This is a genomic window from Pseudomonas protegens CHA0, from assembly GCF_000397205.1.
Taxonomy (GTDB): Bacteria; Pseudomonadota; Gammaproteobacteria; order Pseudomonadales; family Pseudomonadaceae; genus Aquipseudomonas; species Aquipseudomonas protegens.
Map to the genome: position 1 here is coordinate 6,718,641 of NC_021237.1, position 18,383 is coordinate 6,737,023.

General features: G+C 62.9%; 20 protein-coding genes. 8 read left to right on the forward strand and 12 right to left on the reverse strand.

The annotated features are described in order from the left end of the window. Window positions 1–9: 9 nt before the first annotated feature. From PFLCHA0_RS30190 to PFLCHA0_RS30200, 3 genes are read left to right on the forward strand one after another with little or no spacing between them, the layout of a single operon-like run. On the forward strand, window positions 10–435 hold the full coding sequence (locus PFLCHA0_RS30190; protein WP_011064263.1) for a DcrB-related protein: 426 nt from the start codon (window positions 10–12) through the stop codon (window positions 433–435). Between the two features lie 9 nt (window positions 436–444). Continuing rightward, window positions 445–4,905, forward strand: coding sequence for an RHS repeat-associated core domain-containing protein (locus tag PFLCHA0_RS30195; protein WP_015637486.1), 4,461 nt, complete (start codon window positions 445–447; stop codon window positions 4,903–4,905). 15 nt (window positions 4,906–4,920) lie between these two features. Continuing rightward, window positions 4,921–5,547 carry a hypothetical protein gene (locus PFLCHA0_RS30200; RefSeq protein WP_015637487.1) on the forward strand — a complete coding sequence of 209 codons (627 nt, stop codon included), beginning with the start codon at window positions 4,921–4,923 and terminating at the stop codon, window positions 5,545–5,547. Window positions 5,548–5,566: 19 nt separating this feature from the next. Here PFLCHA0_RS30200 and PFLCHA0_RS30205 read toward each other — a convergent pair whose 3' ends face one another. The 7 genes from PFLCHA0_RS30205 to PFLCHA0_RS30235 form a co-directional block, all read right to left on the reverse strand. After that, a complete protein-coding gene (locus PFLCHA0_RS30205) occupies window positions 5,567–5,830 on the reverse strand; it encodes a hypothetical protein (protein ID WP_015637488.1) in 264 nt (87 codons plus the stop codon). 53 nt (window positions 5,831–5,883) lie between these two features. Continuing rightward, window positions 5,884–6,318, reverse strand: a complete 435-nt coding sequence (locus PFLCHA0_RS30210) for a DcrB-related protein (RefSeq protein WP_015637489.1) — start codon at window positions 6,316–6,318, stop codon at window positions 5,884–5,886. Between the two features lie 111 nt (window positions 6,319–6,429). Beyond that, entirely contained in the window at window positions 6,430–6,801 is a 372-nt protein-coding gene (locus tag PFLCHA0_RS30215) for a hypothetical protein (RefSeq protein ID WP_015637490.1), read from the reverse strand. After that, window positions 6,789–7,313 (reverse strand): hypothetical protein, encoded by a 525-nt coding sequence (locus tag PFLCHA0_RS30220; RefSeq protein WP_041752690.1) that lies wholly within the window; start codon window positions 7,311–7,313, stop codon window positions 6,789–6,791. The genes PFLCHA0_RS30215 and PFLCHA0_RS30220 overlap by 13 nt, the downstream gene beginning before the upstream one ends. A 164-nt stretch (window positions 7,314–7,477) precedes the next feature. Next, window positions 7,478–7,753 (reverse strand): HU family DNA-binding protein, encoded by a 276-nt coding sequence (locus tag PFLCHA0_RS30225; RefSeq protein ID WP_011064269.1) that lies wholly within the window; start codon window positions 7,751–7,753, stop codon window positions 7,478–7,480. A gap of 189 nt (window positions 7,754–7,942) precedes the next feature. Further along, the gene (locus tag PFLCHA0_RS30230; protein ID WP_015637492.1) at window positions 7,943–9,091 is read right to left on the reverse strand and encodes an NAD(P)/FAD-dependent oxidoreductase; all 1,149 of its coding nucleotides are present in this window, start codon (window positions 9,089–9,091) and stop codon (window positions 7,943–7,945) included. A 42-nt stretch (window positions 9,092–9,133) separates the two neighbouring features. Next, entirely contained in the window at window positions 9,134–9,301 is a 168-nt protein-coding gene (locus PFLCHA0_RS30235; RefSeq protein ID WP_011064271.1) for a rubredoxin, read from the reverse strand. A 215-nt stretch (window positions 9,302–9,516) separates the two neighbouring features. Between PFLCHA0_RS30235 and PFLCHA0_RS30240 the strand changes: the two genes are divergently transcribed. Both PFLCHA0_RS30240 and ubiA read left to right on the forward strand, forming a co-directional pair. After that, entirely contained in the window at window positions 9,517–10,080 is a 564-nt protein-coding gene (locus tag PFLCHA0_RS30240; RefSeq protein ID WP_041752692.1) for a chorismate--pyruvate lyase family protein, read from the forward strand. After that, on the forward strand, window positions 10,080–10,970 hold the full coding sequence (ubiA, locus tag PFLCHA0_RS30245) for a 4-hydroxybenzoate octaprenyltransferase (RefSeq protein ID WP_011064273.1): 891 nt from the start codon (window positions 10,080–10,082) through the stop codon (window positions 10,968–10,970). Before PFLCHA0_RS30240 ends, ubiA begins: the two co-directional genes overlap by 1 nt. A 116-nt stretch (window positions 10,971–11,086) precedes the next feature. Here ubiA and PFLCHA0_RS30250 read toward each other — a convergent pair whose 3' ends face one another. Continuing rightward, window positions 11,087–11,470, reverse strand: coding sequence for a COG4315 family predicted lipoprotein (locus PFLCHA0_RS30250; RefSeq protein WP_011064274.1), 384 nt, complete (start codon window positions 11,468–11,470; stop codon window positions 11,087–11,089). A 151-nt stretch (window positions 11,471–11,621) separates the two neighbouring features. On the opposite strand from PFLCHA0_RS30250, the gene phoB reads away from it, so the two are divergent. The 3 genes from phoB (at window position 11,622) to PFLCHA0_RS30265 (ending at window position 15,190) form a co-directional block, all read left to right on the forward strand. Beyond that, window positions 11,622–12,311, forward strand: a complete 690-nt coding sequence (gene phoB, locus PFLCHA0_RS30255; RefSeq protein WP_003177195.1) for a phosphate regulon transcriptional regulator PhoB — start codon at window positions 11,622–11,624, stop codon at window positions 12,309–12,311. Between the two features lie 128 nt (window positions 12,312–12,439). After that, entirely contained in the window at window positions 12,440–13,732 is a 1,293-nt protein-coding gene (gene phoR / locus PFLCHA0_RS30260; RefSeq protein WP_186355251.1) for a phosphate regulon sensor histidine kinase PhoR, read from the forward strand. 117 nt (window positions 13,733–13,849) lie between these two features. Continuing rightward, window positions 13,850–15,190, forward strand: coding sequence for a hemolysin family protein (locus PFLCHA0_RS30265; protein ID WP_011064276.1), 1,341 nt, complete (start codon window positions 13,850–13,852; stop codon window positions 15,188–15,190). A 37-nt stretch (window positions 15,191–15,227) separates the two neighbouring features. Here PFLCHA0_RS30265 and PFLCHA0_RS30270 read toward each other — a convergent pair whose 3' ends face one another. The 4 genes from PFLCHA0_RS30270 to PFLCHA0_RS30285 all read right to left on the reverse strand — a co-directional run bounded on the left by PFLCHA0_RS30270 (window position 15,228) and on the right by PFLCHA0_RS30285 (window position 18,339). Continuing rightward, window positions 15,228–16,124, reverse strand: coding sequence for a peptidoglycan DD-metalloendopeptidase family protein (locus PFLCHA0_RS30270; protein WP_015637495.1), 897 nt, complete (start codon window positions 16,122–16,124; stop codon window positions 15,228–15,230). Between the two features lie 61 nt (window positions 16,125–16,185). Next, window positions 16,186–16,500, reverse strand: coding sequence for a helix-turn-helix domain-containing protein (locus PFLCHA0_RS30275; protein WP_015637496.1), 315 nt, complete (start codon window positions 16,498–16,500; stop codon window positions 16,186–16,188). Next, entirely contained in the window at window positions 16,493–16,828 is a 336-nt protein-coding gene (locus PFLCHA0_RS30280) for a type II toxin-antitoxin system RelE/ParE family toxin (protein ID WP_011064279.1), read from the reverse strand. Before PFLCHA0_RS30280 ends, PFLCHA0_RS30275 begins: the two co-directional genes overlap by 8 nt. Before the next feature lie 560 nt (window positions 16,829–17,388). Continuing rightward, window positions 17,389–18,339, reverse strand: coding sequence for a response regulator (locus PFLCHA0_RS30285; protein ID WP_015637499.1), 951 nt, complete (start codon window positions 18,337–18,339; stop codon window positions 17,389–17,391). Window positions 18,340–18,383 lie beyond the last annotated feature (44 nt).

Below are 18,383 nucleotides of genomic sequence, written 5' to 3' on the forward strand. Positions count from 1 at the left end.
GCCCTTGTCATGACCTATCGCCTCAATGAATTGCAGTTCCAGCTGCCTGCCGGCGAACTGCAGGACGCCTCGATCAATATCCTCAAGTTCCCGGCCCTGGGCACTTCGCTGATCGTCAGCCGCAGCCTGCTGGGGGACGGCGAAACCCTGGAGAGCAACCTGGCCAGCCAGCTGCAGCGGCTGGAGCAGCAAGTCCAGGACCTGCGCTGCCAGGCTCCGCAACCGGTGCAGCTGGGCCCGGCCCAGGACATCCAGGGCCTGGAGCTGCGCAGCCAGTTCAACAAGGGCAAAGAACAGGTGTTCCAGTTCCAGCTGGCCCTGGTGCTGCCCGGCACCCGACAGATGCTCGCCATGAGCTACGTCAAGGCACAGAAGCTCGGCGACGCGGAAGCCGCCCATTGGGCGCAGATCAAGAACACCCTGGTGCTGGGCTGAGGCAGGGCCATGTCTGACGCACTGTGGGCCGCCCGCCTGGGCGACGGGCTGGAACACACCTCGATGATGGCCGACATTCTCGGCGGCGTGCTGGAGGTGGCGGCCAACGTTGCCATCGGCGCCCTGGCGACCATGGCAGTAGCCGCGGCGGCAGGCATCACCGTGGCCACCGGCGGCCTCGGCGCCTGTGTGCTGGGGCTGGTGGTGGGCGTCGTCGTCGGCGTGGTCATGAGCAAGACCGGAGCCGACAAGGGCCTGAGCAATTTATGCGAGGGCATCGCCAACGCCCTGTTCCCGCCCTCGATCCAGGCCACCATCGCCAGCGGCTCGAAAAAGGTCCTGACCAACAACAAGCCGGCGGCCCGCGCGGCCGGCATCGCACCGCCGACACAGATCAGCGGCGACGGCGCCGAAGAAGGCGAGGCCACCGACACCCCGTCGGCAACGCCCGAGGAAGGGCCCGGTTTCCTCGACATGGCCAAGGAGTTTTTCTCACAGATGTGGCGGCCCACCGTGGCCTCCCCGGCGCCAGGCTCCCAGACCAAGGAACTGGACCTGGTGACCTGCACCAAGCACCCGCCGATGCCGGTGCAGTATCTGGCTGAAGGCTCGGAAAAGGTCAGCATCGACGGCCAGCCGGCAGTACGCAGCGGCGACCGCAGCACCTGCGATGCCAAGGTAGTGTCGGCCGGGCCTATCTCCCCGAACGTGACCATCGGCGGTGGCTCGGTGGTGGTGCGCGAGATCCGTAGCGGCAAGACCCCGGGGGTGGGCCTGGCGGTGACCGTGCTGATGATGCTCAAGGGCGGCAAGGGCAAGTTCCTCAGCAACCTGCCGTGCATGCTGATGGCCGGGGTCAATTCCTTTGTCGTCAGCCAGGCCACCAATGCTTTGACCCAGGCCGTCGTCGCCTCGACCCACCCGGTGCATGCAGCCACCGGGGCCAAGGTGCTCGGAGCCGACGACGATCTGGATTTCACCCTGCCCGGGCTGATGCCCATCGAATGGCAACGCTTCTACAACAGCCGCGACGAACGTCGTGACGGCCTGCTCGGGGCCGGCTGGAGCTTGCCTTACGAGATCAGCGTCCAGATCGAGCCCCACCCCGAAGGGGGCGAGCGCCTGCTCTACATTGATGAGCAAGGACGCCGCATCGACATGGGCTCCATTGCCCTGGGTGCAGGAGCCTTCAGCCCCGGTGAAGGCTTGAGCGTGCGACGCAACGAGAACGGACAGTTGCTGATCGAAAGCAGCGACGGTATCTACCGTCTGTTCGAGCCGCTGCCGGGCGACTCCTCGCGGCTGCGCCTGAGCCAGCTGGGGGACCGCAACGACAACCGTCTGCACCTGGAGTACGACTCGTCCGGACGCCTCTGGCTGCTGCGTGACACCTTTGAACAGGCGCAGCTCGAACTGAGCTACAGCACGCTCTGGCCCGGTCGGATTGCCCAGGTCGAACGGCTGTACCCCGACCAGCAACGGGAAGTGCTGGTCAGCTACGACTACGATGCGGCAGGAGACCTGGCACAGGTGCGCGATAGCGAAGGCCAGGTACAGCGTCGCTTCGCTTATGACGCCGGCCACCGGATGACCGAACATCAATTGGCCACCGGGCTGCGCTGCTTCTATCAATGGACACAATTTGCCGACCAGCAGTGGCGAGTGACCCGTCACTGGACCGACGAAGGCGATAGCTATCAGTACGACTATGATCTGGAGGCGGGAATCACCCAGGTCACCGACAGCCTGCAACGCCTCAGCCGCCGCCGCTGGAACAGCCAGTTGCAGATCGTCGAGTACACCGACAACCTCAACCAGACATGGGCCTTCGAGTGGAACGATGAGCGCCAACTGCTCAGCGCCACCGACCCCTTGGGAGGGCGCTATGCCTATAGCTACGACGAAACCGGCAACCTGATAGCCGAGACCGATCCTCTGGGGCACAGCCATTCGACCTTGTGGCTGGAGCACTGGTCGCTGCCACAGACCCTGACCGATCCCGCCGGAGAAAGCTGGCACCTGCGCTACGATCCCCGGGGCAACTGTATCGCCGAAGTAGACCCGCTGGGCCAGGTGACCCAGTACCGCCATGACGCGCACGGCCAGGTGGTGGAGATCATCGATGCCGCGGGAAGAAGCCGGAAGATGCGCTGGAACTCGTCCGGGCAACTGCTTGAACACCTGGACTGCTCGGGCTATCCAACCCGCTTCGAATACGATCGACGCGGCAACGTGAAAGCCATCATCGATGCCCATGGCGAGCACACCCGGTTCCATTACGACTGCCAGGGACGGTTGCTGAGCAGTCAACTGGCCGATGGGCGCGCCGAGCATTTTCAACGCAGCAGCAACGGTCAGCTACAGGGCTACACCGACCCTTCCGGCTACACCACGCTCTACCAGTACAACCGGCGCGGGCAGATACGCCAGCGCATCGACGCTCACGGCCGACAGGTCCGGTTCGACTATGACGCGTACGGACGGCTGCTGGCGCTCACCAACGAGAACGGCGAAAGCTATCGCTTTGCCTGGGACGCCGGCAACCGCTTGAGCGAACAGCAGGACCTCGACGGCAGTGCCAAACGCTATGGCTATGACCTGCTGAACAACGTCGTCGAACTCCAGTCCCACCCCGCCCCTTATGGCACCGGGCTGAGCGCCGTGCCCGCGCAACCTATCGCGCCGATCATCCACCGGTTCGAGCGCGATGCCGTGGGGCGGCTGCTGGCCAAAATCACAGACGATGGCCGCAGCCAATACACCTACGACCCCTTGAACCAACTGACCGCCGCCAGCTTTACCGACAACCTCGGCAACCAGCAGGCACTGAGTTTCAGCTACGACGCCCTGGGCCAATTACTCGAAGAACACACCGTGGCCGGCAGCCTGATCCATCGATACGACGAACTGGGCAATTTGACTCAGACCCAGCTACCGGACAAGCGTTGGCTCAACCGGCTCTATTACGGCAGCGGCCATCTGCACCAGATCAATCTCGATGGCCAGGTAGTCAGCGACTTTCAACGTGACCGCCTGCACCGTGAGGTGCTGCGCACCCAGGGTCAGATCAGCACTCGCAGCGAATACGACCGGTGTGGCCGCCTGCGCGCACGCCTGCAGCATTCCAGCCTGCTGGCAAACACCTTGCCAACAGCCCCGGAGCGACACCTGGAGTACGACGATAGCGATAATCTGGTGGGCCTGGCCGAGCGACATGCCACCGGGCAACATCGGCAACTGTTCCATTACGACGCGACCGGGCGAATCATTGCCAGCCAGGACGGCCTGCAGGGCCAGAAAGAAACCTTCGCCTATGACGCCGCCGCCAATTTGCTTGATGGCCCGAAGGCGGGCGCCGGGCTGGTGGTGCACAACAAATTGCTGACCTACCAGGACAAGCGCTACCGCTACGATGCCTTCGGGCGAATGATTGAAAAACGCAGTGGTCGGCGAGGCGTGCAACGTTTTGCCTACGACGCCGAACACCGGTTGATCGAAGTGCGCAATCAGACCTCCAGCGGCGAAACCCTGGTCAGGATGCGCTACGACGTCTTGGGTCGCCGCATCAGCAAGAGCGAGTACGACAGCCAGGGCAACCTTCTGGGTGAAACGCGATTCGTCTGGGATGGCCTGCGGCTGCTGCAGGAACAGCGTAATCAACAGACCAGCCTCTATGTCTATGAAGACCTGGGACATGCGCCCCTGGCGCGGGTCGACGGCCTCGGCGCGCAGCAGAAGATCCGCTACTACCACAACGACCTGAATGGCCTGCCTCAACAGCTTTGCGAGCCTGACGGCCATAGCGTCTGGCAGGCCCGCTATCAGGTCTGGGGCAACACTGTCGAAGAAATACGCGAGCCCTACTACATCGAGGAACAGAATCTCAGGTTCCAGGGCCAGTACCTGGACCGCGAGACTGGATTGCACTTCAACACGTTCCGTTTCTACGACCCGGATATCGGGCGCTTCACCACGCCGGACCCCATCGGCCTGGCCGGAGGCTTGAACCTTTATCAGTACGCTCCCAACCCAATCGGTTGGATCGATCCGCTGGGCTGGATCTGCAAATCGGCCTACAGCGGCAGAAGGGGCACTACAAAAGCCAAAGCGGACCTCGAGAGGAACGGTTTCACTGTGGTAGGTGAAGAATTGACCATGAAGGTCAAACACCCTGTCACCCAGAAGTCCTATCGCATCAGGGCAGATATCATCGCCAAGGACAAAGCCGGTAACTACCACGTGTTCGAAGTCAAAAATGGCAGCGGCAAACTGACCAAGAACCAACAGGGATCGGGAATGTTCGACATGAGCAATCCGGCCAATACGAACGGTGGTCTGGGCGGTGGCCTGATCAAACCGTCGGGCGCTACCCAGGGCCAGTTCGAAGTTGCGACCAAAACCGCCAGAGGTACCCAGTTCGGTGGCAATGGCGCACAGCATTCGGCCACCTTCTGGCTTCTTCGCTATTGAACGAGTAATCGAGAAATGAAAGCAGACACCAAGGAATTGCGCAGCAACTTTGAAAAGGCGCTCCAGCTTTTTTTGAAGAGCGAGCTCTCGGGTTACCCCGGAGTAAAAGTCACCAAGAACAAAGTGGTGGTTGCACAGAAAGAATCGGGCGCCGTGGCGACCCTGCATTTCGAATACCTGGCCAACACCCGCGCCTACGAAATCCTCATCTTCGTCGAACACTCGGCCCTGCAGGCCGAGATCGACCAGATAAACCCGCCCTACCCGTCCAACCTGGCCAATCCGAAATTTATCTACAGCTTGTCGACGGTCAGTGAAAAAGCTGCCTGCCCGCTACTACCCGTGACAGAGCAAGGTATTGAAAATACCTGCCAGGTTATTCTGCGCCAGCTCCAGGATGTTCACCTGCCTATTCTGTTCAACCTCTTCAACGTCAGCCCCGCGCTGGTGAGCGATGTCATAGACAGGCCAAAGTATTACTCCTATCCGGTCCCACTGATTTTCATCGCCTTGAAAACCAACAAAATCAAACCGGACGACGAAACGCTAGCGAAGATCATGAGCGAGCAGACCCTGGGCTACACCGGTCATCAGGACCTGAAAGAGTCGTTCAACAAGCAACTACTGGCAGCACTGAACTGAGCGCCTGCTGGAGGCAGGGTCAAATCGCCGAGCCGCGATTCTTGCCCGGCTTGATGATCAGCAACGCGTCCAGCTCGCGCTTTCTGGCGCGGCTGACGAACGCCAGCGCGGCCTGCAGATCCTGTTCGAACTGTTCGAAGGTCGCGCGCTCGATGGCGTAGTACTCCTCGTAGTCGACCACCCCAAGGCTCACCGGAAAGGTCAGGTAGTACTGGCCGGTGGATTCCTCGATGCCCATCGAGAACATCTCCTCGCGACTGACGAACAGATCGTTGAACTTCATGCGGTTCCTAGAGTTCGGCTACCGGGCAATGCGCCTCAGGGCAGGTTGACCGATCAGGCTTTCGAAGGCTGCGGCTTGAGGCTCTGCATGGCCTGTTTCCAGGCCGGCTCATGATGCACCAGGTCGTTGACCGTGGTGGTCAGGGTGGTGATCAGCACGGCCGGCTTACGCTCGATGAAGACCTGGCGCAGCATCAGCTCGCGCCCTTCGCGTTTCCAGCTGTAGTCCAGCAGCACGGCGGCATGGCCCTGCATGTCGAAGTCCCAGCGCTTGATCAGGTTGAAACCTGGCAGTTGCTGCTCGGCAGCCTTCAGCTGCGCGGCGACATAATCGGCAAAGGCGGCGTCGCCCTGGCTCGGGTCGCGGCTGATGACGAAGCTGGCTTCCTGGGCACCGCCAACGGCTGGCAGCTTGAAGATATTGATGCTCTGGTCCTGCCAGGCGTCAGGAATATCGAGATCGGCTTCTTGAATGCGGTAGGTGGACAAGAGTTTGGCGTTCCATGCTGAAAGGGTGATTCGGAGAGTGGCAAATATTCAGGCAACGGCCGGCAACAATCAAGGAACCACTCGGCAACTCTGCGCAGCGGCCGTGGCCCCTCAACGCGCTTCCAGGCAGGACGCGTAGGCACGGGCGAAGCCTTGATCGAACTTGAGGGCCTGGGGCTCTTCGGGGTCGATGCTGACGTTCCACAGGGCCTGCTGCGGCACGTCGTAGCGGACCCAGCCGATGGTCCCGCTGCCGGAGGTTTCGTAGAACAGCTGCAGGCTCAGCTGGTCGCCATCGTCGCGGTCGATCAGCAGCTTGAGGTGCTCCGGGGTGGTGAAGTCGCGGTAGGGAAAATCGCTGCTGCGCACCAGTTCGGTGAGGTAGCCGTAGCAACCCTTGCCCGGGTTCGATTCATCCGCCAGGGCGGGCGTGGCCGCGCAGGCGATCAGCAGGCCCAGGCCTGCCAGGTTCAGGTACCGCATGATTGCCCCTTGAGGGTGAGGGTTTCGACCTGGTCGTTCATCTCGATGCGCGCCAGCACCTGGCGGTCGTGAGACTCCTGGTACTCGCTGAAATTGTTGCGCTTGAGGATGTTCAGGGTGACCCGGATATGAGCGCCGGTGTTCTGGTACTCGCTGCGTTCCGGGCCCTGGGCGGCGCCGGTGAGTTCCACCAGCTGGCCGGCGGTCTTGAGGTAAAGAAAGCGCTGGTCCACTTCCACCAGCAGGCGCGGAGCCCTGGGCGCCACGCTGTAGTCCTCGCGGGCCAGGGAATAGCCGCAGAGCCAGGCGCCGGAACTGTCGTATTTCTGGCTGTGGAACCAGCTGAGGGCCTCGCGATAGCCGATCTGCTCCAGTCGCGAGTCGTTGCCGGCAGCGGCCGATGACAGGCCAAGGCTGAACAGGCAGCCCACGACCAGGGCAACTAAACCGGGGCTTGCCAGGCCGTGCAGCAGGGCGGCCCATGAAAGGGGGCTGTCAGTGGGGCGGGTCATCCTTGGCCTTAGATCAAAAATCGAACGATCGCGCATCCTAGCCACGCCAAAGCGGCTTCGCAAGAACATCTGCGGGCAAACGGCAGGCAAAAAAATAGGCACCCGATGCGCTCGGCGTGCCTATTTCCCCTGCGTGCTCCCGCTGCCGGGAGCCCGCTCAATGCTTATGGGTTGACGCTGTCTTTCAGCGACTTGCCCGGTTTGAATGCCACGGTGTTGCTGGCCTTGATCTTTACCGGCTCGCCGGTCTGCGGGTTCTTGCCGGTGCGGGCGCCACGGTGGCGTTGCAGGAAGGTGCCAAAACCAACCAGGGTGACGCTGTCTTTGCGGTGCAGAGCCCCGGTGATCTCTTCAAGAATGGCGTTGAGCACGCGATTGGCCTGCTCTTTGGTCAGGTCCGCTTTTTCAGCAATGGCTGCGGCGAGTTCTGGTTTACGCATAGTGTGAAGCCTCTTTGACGGTTTTTTGTTGTTATGTCCGTGCTGTTCACGGGAACAGCGCCCAAGGCGCCGCAGGCTCTACGCTGCGGCAGACGGGTGTGAGGATGGCACGCGCTTGAGAGTGGCGCCAGTCTCCCCGCGACCTTTGTGAGGGCAAGAACCGGGTTATTCCGACAGAACGACCGGTATTTAAGCCAGCAACGCAGGAAGTTCCTTGTTCAGGGCCAGTTTTTCCATCACCGCGGCCCCGGTCAGGGCGTAGCCCAGCAACTGGCCTTCGGCGTTGCGGCACAGGACCTTGATGTCGGCCCCCTGCCCTTCTGCAGTCCATACGCCTTCGGCGCCACGGGGCGGCGGCGACACCACCAGGGGGCAGACCGGAGTCTTGACGGTGATCGGCATCGGCCCGTAGCTGACCGCCGTCGGCTTGCCCGCCAGGGTCTGCGCCAGCGCCCGGGCGCAGCTCATCAGCGGCATCACGTACAGCAGGTTGAGACCGTCGACCTCGGCGCAATCGCCCAGGGCGTAGATATTGGCGTGGGAGGTTTTCAGCTCGCGGTCCACCACCACTCCGCGATTGACCACCAGCCCGGCGGCAGCCGCCAGGTCGATGCGCGGGCGCAGGCCGATGGCCGAGACCACCAGGTCGCAGGCGATCACCTGGCCATCGGACAGGTGGGCTTCCAGACCGTCGGCGCTGCGCTGAAGGCGGTTGAGCACCGGGCCCAGGTGGAAGCGCGCGCCCAGGCTCTCCAGCCCGGCCTGGACCGCCGCCGCAGCGGCCGGGTGCAACAGGGTCGGCATCACCTGCTCGCAAGGTGCCACCAGGTCCACGCTGTAGCCGCCGAGGATCAGGTCATTGGCGAACTCGCAGCCGATCAGCCCGGCGCCCAGCAGCAGCACCCGACGCTTGCCGGCCGCGGCGCTGCGAAAGCGCGCGTAGTCTTCCAGGTCATTGATGGGGAAAATCAGCTCGGATGCGTCGCCCTGCACCGGCACCCGCACGGTTTCCGCGCCCCAGGCCAGGATCAGGTCGCGATAGGCCACCGCTTCCTCGCCGATCCACAGGCGCTTGTGGCCCGGGTCGATGCCGCTGATACGGGTGTGGGTGCGGACCTCGGCCCTGAGCTGCTCGGCCATGGCGCCGGGCTCAGCCATGCTCAGGCCGTCGGCGTCCTTGTTCTTGCCGAAGCCGGTGGACAGCATCGGCTTGGAGTAGGAACGGCCATCGTCGGCAGTGATCAACAGCAGCGGTGTCTCGCTGTCGAGCTTGCGAAACTCCCGGGCCAGGTTGTAACCCGCCAGGCCCGTCCCCACGATCACTACCGGTGCGCTCATTCCCTGCTCCTTGTTATTGGTTGTTCAAGCCACAAAAGTCGATCAAGCGATCTCGATCATTTCGAAATCCATCTTGCCCACGCCGCAGTCCGGGCAGAGCCAGTCCGCCGGCACATCTTCCCAACGGGTACCCGGCAAAATACCGTCGTCCGGCCAGCCTTCCGCTTCGTTGTAAATCAGGCCGCAGACCACACATTGCCACTTTTTCATTGATGCATTTCCTCAAGGGTTCAGGCTTCGCCGGTGGGTCGGTCGATGGATCGACTCTAGAAGGCCACGCTGATCAGCGTCCGGCACTGGGGTTTTTTACTGATCACTACCGGCAGATGCAAGCACGTTCGTGCCGCCGGGCGTCCTAGATCAATCAAAACCGGCGATCGCCATGCTAAGCTCGCCGCCTCATTTGCTGCCAATACTGACCCACTGTGCCGCACTCAATGCCCCCCGCCCCGGCCCCCACCTGGCTGGTGCAAAGCCGTTTGTCCCCCTTCCCCGGCGCAGCCGTTGCCAACTGGCTGTTCGATGAAGGGTCGCTGACCCGGCGCCTGACCCGGCTGTCCCACAACGCCTTCAGCGTCACCCCGCTGGTGCAAGAGTGGCAAATCCTGCGCAACGACGAATGCGCCGCCCTGGGCCTGCCCGAACAGAGCGAAGGCTGGGTGCGCGAGGTGTACTTGCGCGGGCACGGCCAGGCCTGGGTGTTCGCCCGTAGCGTCGCCGCCCGCAGCGCCCTGCTCGAAGGCGGCCTGAATATCGACGAACTGGGCAGCCGCTCCCTGGGCGAGTTGCTGTTCTGCGACCAGGCCTTTACCCGCCAGCCCATCGAAGTCTGCCGCTACCCCCGGCACTGGCTGCCCGCCGCCGTTGCCGACAACGGCCTGTGGGGCCGTCGCTCACGCTTTGACCGCGGGGCCCTGAGCCTGCTGGTGGCGGAAATCTTCCTGCCCAGCCTGTGGACCGCCATAGACGCCCGACCGGAGGCCTGCTGATGTACCTGAGCCTGCTCAAATCCCTCAATCGCCTGCACCCGCGGGCCTGGGACTTCCTGCAACTGGCGCGCATGGACAAGCCCATCGGCATCTATCTGCTGCTATGGCCAACCCTGGTGGCGCTGTGGATCGCCGCCGAGGGTCAGCCGTCCCTGAGCCATGTGCTGATCTTCACCTTCGGGGTGGTGCTGACCCGCGCCGGCGGCTGCGCCATCAACGACTTCGCCGACCGCAAGGTGGACGGCCAGGTCAAGCGCACCGACCAGCGGCCCCTGGCCACCGGCAAAGTCAGCGCCAAGGAGGCCCTGATACTGTTCGCGGTGCTGATGGGCGCCGCCTTCCTGCTGGTGCTGTGCACCAACGCCACCACGGTCTGGCTGTCGTTCGGCGCCCTGGCCCTGGCCGCCTGCTACCCCTTCATGAAGCGCTACACCTATTACCCGCAGGTGGTACTGGGGGCGGCGTATTCCTGGGGCATCCTGATGACCTTCACCGCGCAGAACGGCGAACTGCCGGCCACCGCGTGGCTGCTGTACATCGCCAACCTGCTGTGGACCGTAGGCTACGACACTTACTACGCCATGACCGACCGTGACGATGACCTGAAAATCGGGGTCAAGTCCACGGCGATCCTGTTCGGCGATGCCGACCGGGTGATCATTCTCACCCTGCAGGGCTTGTCCCTGGGCTGCCTGCTGCTGGCCGGGGCACGGTTCAATCTGGGGGGCTGGTTCCACCTGGGGCTGGCGGTGGCGGCGGCGTGTTTCGCCTGGGAGTTCTGGTACACCCGCGATCGCGACCGGATGAAGTGCTTCAAGGCCTTCCTGCATAACCACTGGGCGGGCCTGGCGATCTTTGTCGGGGTGGTGCTGGACTACGCGTTGCGCTAGACCGTCAAGCAAGGCCCTATGGGCCTTTTCGCAGCTTCACGATGGCTCGGCAGCGGCTACAGAGATCGGTGTAGCCGCTGCCGCAAGCTGCCAATGGCCCGGAGGGCGGCGGGAGGTCAGTCGGATTTCGCGACCTTCCAGGCGCCGTCCATCTTGCCTTCGCCGGTCATGTCACCGGCCTTCTTGTCCATCACGAAGCCGTACAGCGGCTTGCCGTCATAGGCCCACTGCATCTTGCCGTCGTCACGCTTGATCACCGTCCACTTGCCCATGGCCTTGTCACTGCCCTCGGCCATCAGCGGCGGCCAGTTGGCAGCGCATTTGTCATTGCACATGGACTTGCCGTCGGCATCCTTGGCAAAGGTGTAGAGGGTCATGCCCTTGTGGTCCACCAGCACGCCGTCCTTGCTCATTGCCGGGTCGGCGGCCATGGCGAATGTCGGCAGGGCCAGGACAGCGCCTACCAGCAGGACTTTCAACGATTGCTTGAACAGAGTCATGGAAACCTTCTTTTGTGGTTGTCAGGAATCGGACTCAAAGCTTAGTCCACGAAGCAGCACCCCGCCCCGCGACCTAAAATACTGTCACACGACTGCAATAATTCCGTTATCTAATGCGGCGCAAGACAGTTAAATGACAAGAGGTTCAAGCATGGTTGGCAGAAGCATTCTGATCGTTGACGACGAAGCGCCTATTCGCGAAATGATCGCCGTTGCGTTGGAAATGGCCGGCTATGACTGCATGGAGGCAGAGAACTCTCAGCAGGCCCATGCCATCATCGTCGACCGCAAGCCGGACCTGATCCTGCTGGACTGGATGCTGCCCGGCACTTCCGGCATCGAGCTGGCGCGGCGCCTCAAGCGCGACGAGCTGACCGGGGACATCCCGATCATCATGCTCACCGCCAAAGGTGAAGAGGACAACAAGATCCAGGGCCTGGAAGTCGGCGCCGACGACTACATCACCAAGCCGTTCTCCCCCCGCGAACTGGTGGCCCGCCTCAAGGCCGTGCTGCGCCGTGCCGGCCCTACCGATGGCGAAGCGCCAATCGAAGTCGGCGGCCTGCTGCTGGACCCCATCAGCCACCGGGTGACCATCGACGGCAAGCCCGCGGAAATGGGCCCTACCGAATACCGCCTGCTGCAGTTCTTCATGACCCACCAGGAGCGTGCCTACACCCGTGGCCAGCTGCTGGACCAGGTCTGGGGCGGCAATGTGTACGTCGAGGAACGCACCGTGGACGTGCATATCCGCCGGCTGCGCAAGGCCCTGGGCGATGCCTACGAGAATCTGGTACAAACCGTGCGCGGCACCGGCTATCGTTTTTCCACCAAGGCCTGACGGCAGCGGCAAGCGACAAGCGGCACGCCGATGAGTGACCGCTTCAACACTTGCAGCTTGGAGCTGCGCCACCCTCCACGGACGTGTTTCAAGTGAATCAAAACTGGCATGGCACCCTGATTCGCCACATGTTGCTGTTGATCACCGGCTGCCTGCTGGTGGGCCTGATCAGCGGCTACTACGGCTGGAGCCTGGCCGCCGGCCTGGGCATCTACCTGGCCTGGACCCTCAAGCAGTTGCTGCGCCTGCACGAATGGCTGCGCCTGCATCAACCCGACGAAGCGCCCCCCGACGGTTATGGCCTGTGGGGCGAGGTGTTCGACAGCATCTACCACCTGCAACGCCGCGATCAGCGGGTGCGCGGGCGCCTGCAGGCGGTGATCGACCGGGTCCAGGAGTCCACCGCGGCCCTTAAGGACGCGGTGATCATGCTCGACAGCGACGGCAACCTGGAATGGTGGAACCGCGCCGCCGAGACCCTGCTGGGGCTCAAGACGCCCCAGGACAGCGGCCAGCCGGTGACCAACCTGGTGCGCCATCCGCGCTTCAAGGAATACTTCGAGCAGGACAGCTACGCCGAGCCGCTAGAAATCCCCTCCCCGGCCAACGACCGGGTACGCATCCAGCTCTACATCACCCGCTACGGCAACAACGAGCACCTGATGCTGGTGCGCGACGTGACCCGCATCCACCAGCTGGAACAGATGCGCAAGGACTTCATCGCCAACGTCTCCCACGAGCTGCGCACGCCGCTGACGGTGATCTGCGGCTACCTGGAGACCCTGCTGGACAACGTCGAGGAAGTGAACCCGCGCTGGAGCCGCGCCCTGCAGCAGATGCAGCAGCAAGGCGGGCGCATGCAGACCCTGCTCAACGACCTGCTGTTGCTGGCCAAGCTGGAGGCCACGGACTACCCGTCGGACAACCAGCCGGTGCCCATCGACGTGCTGCTGCAATCGATCAAGAGCGACGCCCAGGCGCTGTCCGGGGAGCGCAACCAGCGCATCACCCTGGAAGCCGACGCGTCGGTGCAACTCAAGGGCAGCGAAGCCGAGCTGCGCAGCGCCTTCTCCAACCTGGTGTTCAACGCGGTGAAATACACCCCGGCCGAAGGCAATATTCGCATTCGCTGGTGGGGCGACGAACAGGGCGCGCACCTGAGCGTGCAGGACTCGGGGATCGGCATCGACAACAAGCATCTGCCGCGCCTCACCGAGCGCTTCTACCGGGTGGATTCGAGCCGCAACTCCAACACCGGCGGCACCGGCCTGGGCCTGGCCATCGTCAAGCATGTGCTGCTGCGCCACCGTGCGCGCCTGGAGATCAGCAGCGTGCTGGGCCACGGCAGCACCTTCACCTGCCATTTCGTTCCGGCCCAAGTGAAGAAAAACCGCACCCAGAGCCTGACCGACCAGCGCTGACAGCCACTCGCCCCTAGGCAATTGCCCTGTCAGCCGCTACATTGCGTAACTTGTGCCTGCCTTTCAGGCACCGCATTTCCTTCCTTTTCGAATACACGGAACCCGCAAAACTCCATCATGGACCCTTCCCCTGGTTTTACCCTCGCGTCTCTTTTCGCCGACTTCGGCATGATTCTTTTTGCTCTGATCCTGGTCCTGCTCAACGGCTTTTTCGTTGCGGCGGAGTTCGCCATGGTCAAGCTGCGCTCGACCCGGGTCGAGGCCATTGCCCACAAGAACGGCTGGCGCGGGCAGATCCTGCGCACCGTGCACAGCCAGCTCGACGCCTACCTCTCGGCCTGCCAACTGGGCATCACCCTGGCCTCCCTGGGCCTGGGCTGGGTCGGTGAGCCGGCCTTCGCCCATCTGCTGGAGCCGCTGCTGGGCGCCCTGGGCGTGAGCTCTCCGGAAGTGATCCGCGGCGTGTCGTTCTTCACCGCGTTCTTCATCATTTCCTACCTGCACATCGTGGTCGGCGAGCTGGCGCCCAAATCCTGGGCGATCCGCAAGCCGGAGCTGCTGTCGCTGTGGACGGCGGTGCCGCTGTACCTGTTCTACTGGCTGATGTACCCGGCCATCTACCTGCTCAACGCCAGCGCCAACACCATCTTGCGCATCGCCGGGCAGGGCGAGCCCGGCCCGCACCATGAACACCACTACAGCCGAGAAGAACTCAAGCTGATCCTGCACTCCAGCCGCGGCCAGGACCCCAGCGACCAGGGCATGCGCGTACTGGCCTCGGCGGTGGAAATGGGCGAACTGGAAGTGGTGGACTGGGCCAATTCCCGGGAAGACCTGATCAGCGTCGAGTTCAACGCGCCGCTCAAGGAAATCCTCGCCCTGTTCCGTCGCCACAAGTTCAGCCGCTACCCGGTCTACGACAGCGAGCGCAACGAATTCGTCGGCCTGCTGCACATCAAGGACCTGCTGCTGGAACTGGCGGCCCTGGACCACATTCCCGAGTCGTTCAACCTGGCCGAGCTGACCCGCCCGCTGGAGCGCGTATCCCGGCACATGCCGCTGTCGCAGTTGCTGGAGCAGTTCCGCAAGGGCGGCTCGCACTTCGCCCTGGTGGAAGAAGCCGACGGCAAGGTCATTGGCTACCTGACCATGGAAGACGTGCTTGAAGTGCTGGTGGGCGATATCCAGGACGAACACCGCAAGACCGAGCGCGGCATCCTGGCCTACCAGCCGGGCAAGCTGCTGGTGCGCGGTGACACCCCGCTGTTCAAGGTGGAACGCCTGCTGGGCATCGACCTGGACCATATCGAGGCCGAAACCCTCGCCGGCCTGGTGTACGAAACCCTGAAACGGGTGCCGGAAGAGGAAGAAGTACTGGAGGTCGAAGGCCTGCGCATCATCATCAAGAAGATGAAGGGACCGAAGATCATCCTGGCCAAGGTGCTGATGCTGGATTGACGGCCCTTTCGCCGCCAAGCCGGCTCCTACGGGCAGGTTATTGGTTGCCCAGGGCAAAATTCGGCAAATCCCCCAGGGGCTGGTTGAACTGATAGGGAATCGACACCAGCCCCAACCCGGTATTGCGCTGCACCACGAAATGCAGGTGCGGCCCGCTGCTGTTGCCGGTGTTGCCCGACAGCCCCAGGGCGCTGCCCACCGCCACTCGCTGGCCCTCCCGCACGCTGACCGAACCCTGCTTGAGATGCAGGTACACGCCCATGGTGCCGTCGTCGTGCAGCACCCGGACGAAATTGCCCGCCGGGTTATTGCCCCGCCCGTTCTGGGCGTTCTCGGTCTTCACCACCACCCCGCCCCGGGCGGCAATGATCGGCGTCCCCACCGGCATGGCGATATCCATCGCATAGCGGCTCTTGGGGCTGAAATGGCTGTATTGGCCATTGGCGCCCTGGGTCAGGCGAAACGGCCCGCCACGCCAGGGCAGCGGATAGCGATAGGCCTGGGTGGCGCCTGCCGGATCCCCCAGGGAATAACGGAACCTGGGGGCATAGCTCAGAGGCTGGTCGGCGCGAATCGCCGTGAGCAGCGCCAGGCGCTGCCTGCTGCGTGCCGGCAGCACCTGGCGGATCGGCTGCCCCGGAGCGCCGCTGACATTGTTCAACCCGGCAAAGCTCAACTCCACTTCCACCGGGGCATACAGGTCATTGCGCACATACACCGCATCCACCCCCCTGTGCTTCTGGATATCCAGGCGCACCTGGCGCTCAAGGTGCTCCACCATGCGGTCGCGGAACACGAACTCCTGGGCCCCCGGCGAAGGCCGGTCGCTGTAGGAGACCACGCCATGGGCGTCGATGGACTTGTACACAGTCATCGCCGCCAGCGACGTGGCGGCTAAAGACAATCCACAGAAAAACAGCAGGCGCACAAACATTCGGCAGCTTCTTGGCAGAGGGTGGAATCACGCTAGCAGCCTGATATGGAGCTTGTATGAATCAGACGGGCGCCAAGGGTTCAATGCCGCCAGCGTCGAAGTGGATGTCCACCCCCAGTTGCGCCGCCTCGCAGAGGTTGACCAGCGCATCGAGGGAGAACTTGTTGATCTTGCCGCTGAGCACATCGTTGAGCCGGGGCTGGGTGATATTGAGGCGCCTGGCTGCCTCCTTCTGCGACACCCCCCAGGCCTGCACGGTCTTGCCCAGTTCCAGCATCAGCTTGGCCCGCAGGCGCATGTTGGCGGCCTCCTGGGGAGTGGCTTCAAGGGCATCCCAGACACTGGCAAAGCGCTGGTTGATCGGTTGGTCAGTCATGGCGTGAACCTGTTTCCTGATATCTGGCACGAGCCAGCTCTATATCCCGCGCCTCGGTCTTGCGGGTGGTCTTGCGCACCGCGTGCAACACATAAATGGCCGCGGCCCGCCGGACCACATAGAACAACCGAAACGCCCCTGAATCCTCATGGATCCTGATCTCGAAAACGCCCGGGCCAATGGTTTTCACCGACCTGCAATCGTAGGGCTGTTCACCCTGCTGCAGCAGATCCAGCTGGAAACCGGCGGCCCGACGGGCATCTTCAGGGAACGCCCTGAGATCCCGCAGCGCGCTCCCGACAAACACCACATCCTTGTGCCTGGGCATCGAACCTCTCCTGTTAATAACCAGGAACAAGGCTAATCAACACGGCCAGGACCGGTCGCGCCGGGTTGTTTCAAGGCATGGCCGCAAGGGGTGAACAACAGAGCGCGTCACCTGAAATTTATATCCAAACAGATATAAATCAAGCGCACAGAAATTAATCTGACGTACGGCAGAAAGTACCGAGGGGGGCGGAGCACGCCTTGTGGCTTGAGGGTTACAGCCTATGTTGCGGGTTGCTCGCTCGATAGCGGGATGACGCAGCAGCCCGCCTCGGCGGCCGGCAAAAGCCCGCAGTGGGAAAGTGTTTTCAGCAGATTTCCGCAGCCTCCCATCACCGCAGGAACCGGCTTGCCGGCAAAGAGGCCTTCAAGCCTTGTGCTGCCCTTGTGGGCACAATCGCTGGCAAGCCAGCTCCTACACAGCAAGAGGGTGTTCTCGCGGCTTACGCACCTGCCACCGTAGGAGCCGGCTTGCCGGCGAAGAGGCCTTCAAGCCTTGTGCTGCCCTTGCGGGCGCATTCGCTGGCAAGCCAGCTCCTACAGCGAGGCGGCCGGCAAGGATCAGGCACCTGGAACGAAGTGCTTCTGGGCGGTGCCGCGGGCGATCAGGCGGGAGATGTAGTCGAGCTTCTGGGCATCCTGGTCCACGAAACGGAAAGTCAGCTGCAGCCACTCGCTGTCCGGCTTGGGTTCAAAGGCCACCACCGCATGCAGGTAGCCATTGAGCCGCGCCACTTCGGCGTTGTCGCCCTGCTCCAGGTCCAGCACCGCGCTCTCCAGCACCTGGGGCAGGCTGTCGGTGCGCTTCACGACCAGCAAGGCTTCCTTGATGCTCAGGGCCTTGATCACACACTGCTGGTTGCCGCTGGACAGCCGCAGCTGGCCCTGGCCACGACCGCCACTGACCGCTGCCGCGGGCGCCGGGGCCTTGACTGGAGGGCTGTTGAGCAAGCCGCGGGCCGGCGCTGCTGCCGCTGGAGCCGGGGCGGCGGCCGGTTTGGCGAACGGATTGACCGGAGCGGAAGCCGCCCCCACCACCGCCGGCTTGCCGCCAGTCAGGGCGCTCAGGGAGTCGTTGCCAAAGGCCGAGTTCATCTTGGTCGGCGCGCTGTTCATCAAGGTGTCGAGCTTGCCGACCTTGTTCAGCGCCTGCTTGACCTTGGTCAGCAGCTGTTCGTTGGTAAAAGGCTTGCTCACATAACCGGAAACCCCGGCCTGGATCGCCTGCACCACGTTTTCCTTGTCGCCCCGGCTGGTGACCATGATGAACGGCATGGCCTTCAGCGCATCTTGCTCGCGGCACCAGGTCAGCAGTTCAAGGCCGGACATTTCCGGCATTTCCCAGTCGCACAGGACCAGGTCGAAGGCTTCACGGGCGAGCATCGCCTGGGCCTTCTTGCCATTGATCGCGTCTTCGATCTTGATGCCAGGGAAGTAGTTGCGCAGGCACTTCTTCACCAGGTCACGAATGAACGAAGCGTCATCCACCACCAACACACTTACCTTACTCATCGACCACCCCTTTAAAAATCCCGGCAAGCATAACGCTGGCTGAT

What these genes read in the sequence shown, in the direction of transcription:
- PFLCHA0_RS30190 (WP_011064263.1), top strand. Translation starts at nt 10, where the DNA reads ATGACCTATCGCCTCAATGAATTGCAGTTCCAGCTGCCTGCCGGCGAA.
- PFLCHA0_RS30195 (WP_015637486.1), top strand. Translation starts at nt 445, where the DNA reads ATGTCTGACGCACTGTGGGCCGCCCGCCTGGGCGACGGGCTGGAACAC.
- PFLCHA0_RS30200 (WP_015637487.1), top strand. Translation starts at nt 4,921, where the DNA reads ATGAAAGCAGACACCAAGGAATTGCGCAGCAACTTTGAAAAGGCGCTC.
- PFLCHA0_RS30205 (WP_015637488.1), bottom strand. Translation starts at nt 5,830, where the DNA reads ATGAAGTTCAACGATCTGTTCGTCAGTCGCGAGGAGATGTTCTCGATG.
- PFLCHA0_RS30215 (WP_015637490.1), bottom strand. Translation starts at nt 6,801, where the DNA reads ATGCGGTACCTGAACCTGGCAGGCCTGGGCCTGCTGATCGCCTGCGCG.
- PFLCHA0_RS30220 (WP_041752690.1), bottom strand. Translation starts at nt 7,313, where the DNA reads ATGACCCGCCCCACTGACAGCCCCCTTTCATGGGCCGCCCTGCTGCAC.
- PFLCHA0_RS30225 (WP_011064269.1), bottom strand. Translation starts at nt 7,753, where the DNA reads ATGCGTAAACCAGAACTCGCCGCAGCCATTGCTGAAAAAGCGGACCTG.
- PFLCHA0_RS30230 (WP_015637492.1), bottom strand. Translation starts at nt 9,091, where the DNA reads ATGAGCGCACCGGTAGTGATCGTGGGGACGGGCCTGGCGGGTTACAAC.
- PFLCHA0_RS30235 (WP_011064271.1), bottom strand. Translation starts at nt 9,301, where the DNA reads ATGAAAAAGTGGCAATGTGTGGTCTGCGGCCTGATTTACAACGAAGCG.
- ubiA (WP_011064273.1), top strand. Translation starts at nt 10,080, where the DNA reads ATGTACCTGAGCCTGCTCAAATCCCTCAATCGCCTGCACCCGCGGGCC.
- PFLCHA0_RS30250 (WP_011064274.1), bottom strand. Translation starts at nt 11,470, where the DNA reads ATGACTCTGTTCAAGCAATCGTTGAAAGTCCTGCTGGTAGGCGCTGTC.
- phoB (WP_003177195.1), top strand. Translation starts at nt 11,622, where the DNA reads ATGGTTGGCAGAAGCATTCTGATCGTTGACGACGAAGCGCCTATTCGC.
- phoR (WP_186355251.1), top strand. Translation starts at nt 12,440, where the DNA reads ATGTTGCTGTTGATCACCGGCTGCCTGCTGGTGGGCCTGATCAGCGGC.
- PFLCHA0_RS30265 (WP_011064276.1), top strand. Translation starts at nt 13,850, where the DNA reads ATGGACCCTTCCCCTGGTTTTACCCTCGCGTCTCTTTTCGCCGACTTC.
- PFLCHA0_RS30270 (WP_015637495.1), bottom strand. Translation starts at nt 16,124, where the DNA reads ATGTTTGTGCGCCTGCTGTTTTTCTGTGGATTGTCTTTAGCCGCCACG.
- PFLCHA0_RS30275 (WP_015637496.1), bottom strand. Translation starts at nt 16,500, where the DNA reads ATGACTGACCAACCGATCAACCAGCGCTTTGCCAGTGTCTGGGATGCC.
- PFLCHA0_RS30280 (WP_011064279.1), bottom strand. Translation starts at nt 16,828, where the DNA reads ATGCCCAGGCACAAGGATGTGGTGTTTGTCGGGAGCGCGCTGCGGGAT.
- PFLCHA0_RS30285 (WP_015637499.1), bottom strand. Translation starts at nt 18,339, where the DNA reads ATGAGTAAGGTAAGTGTGTTGGTGGTGGATGACGCTTCGTTCATTCGT.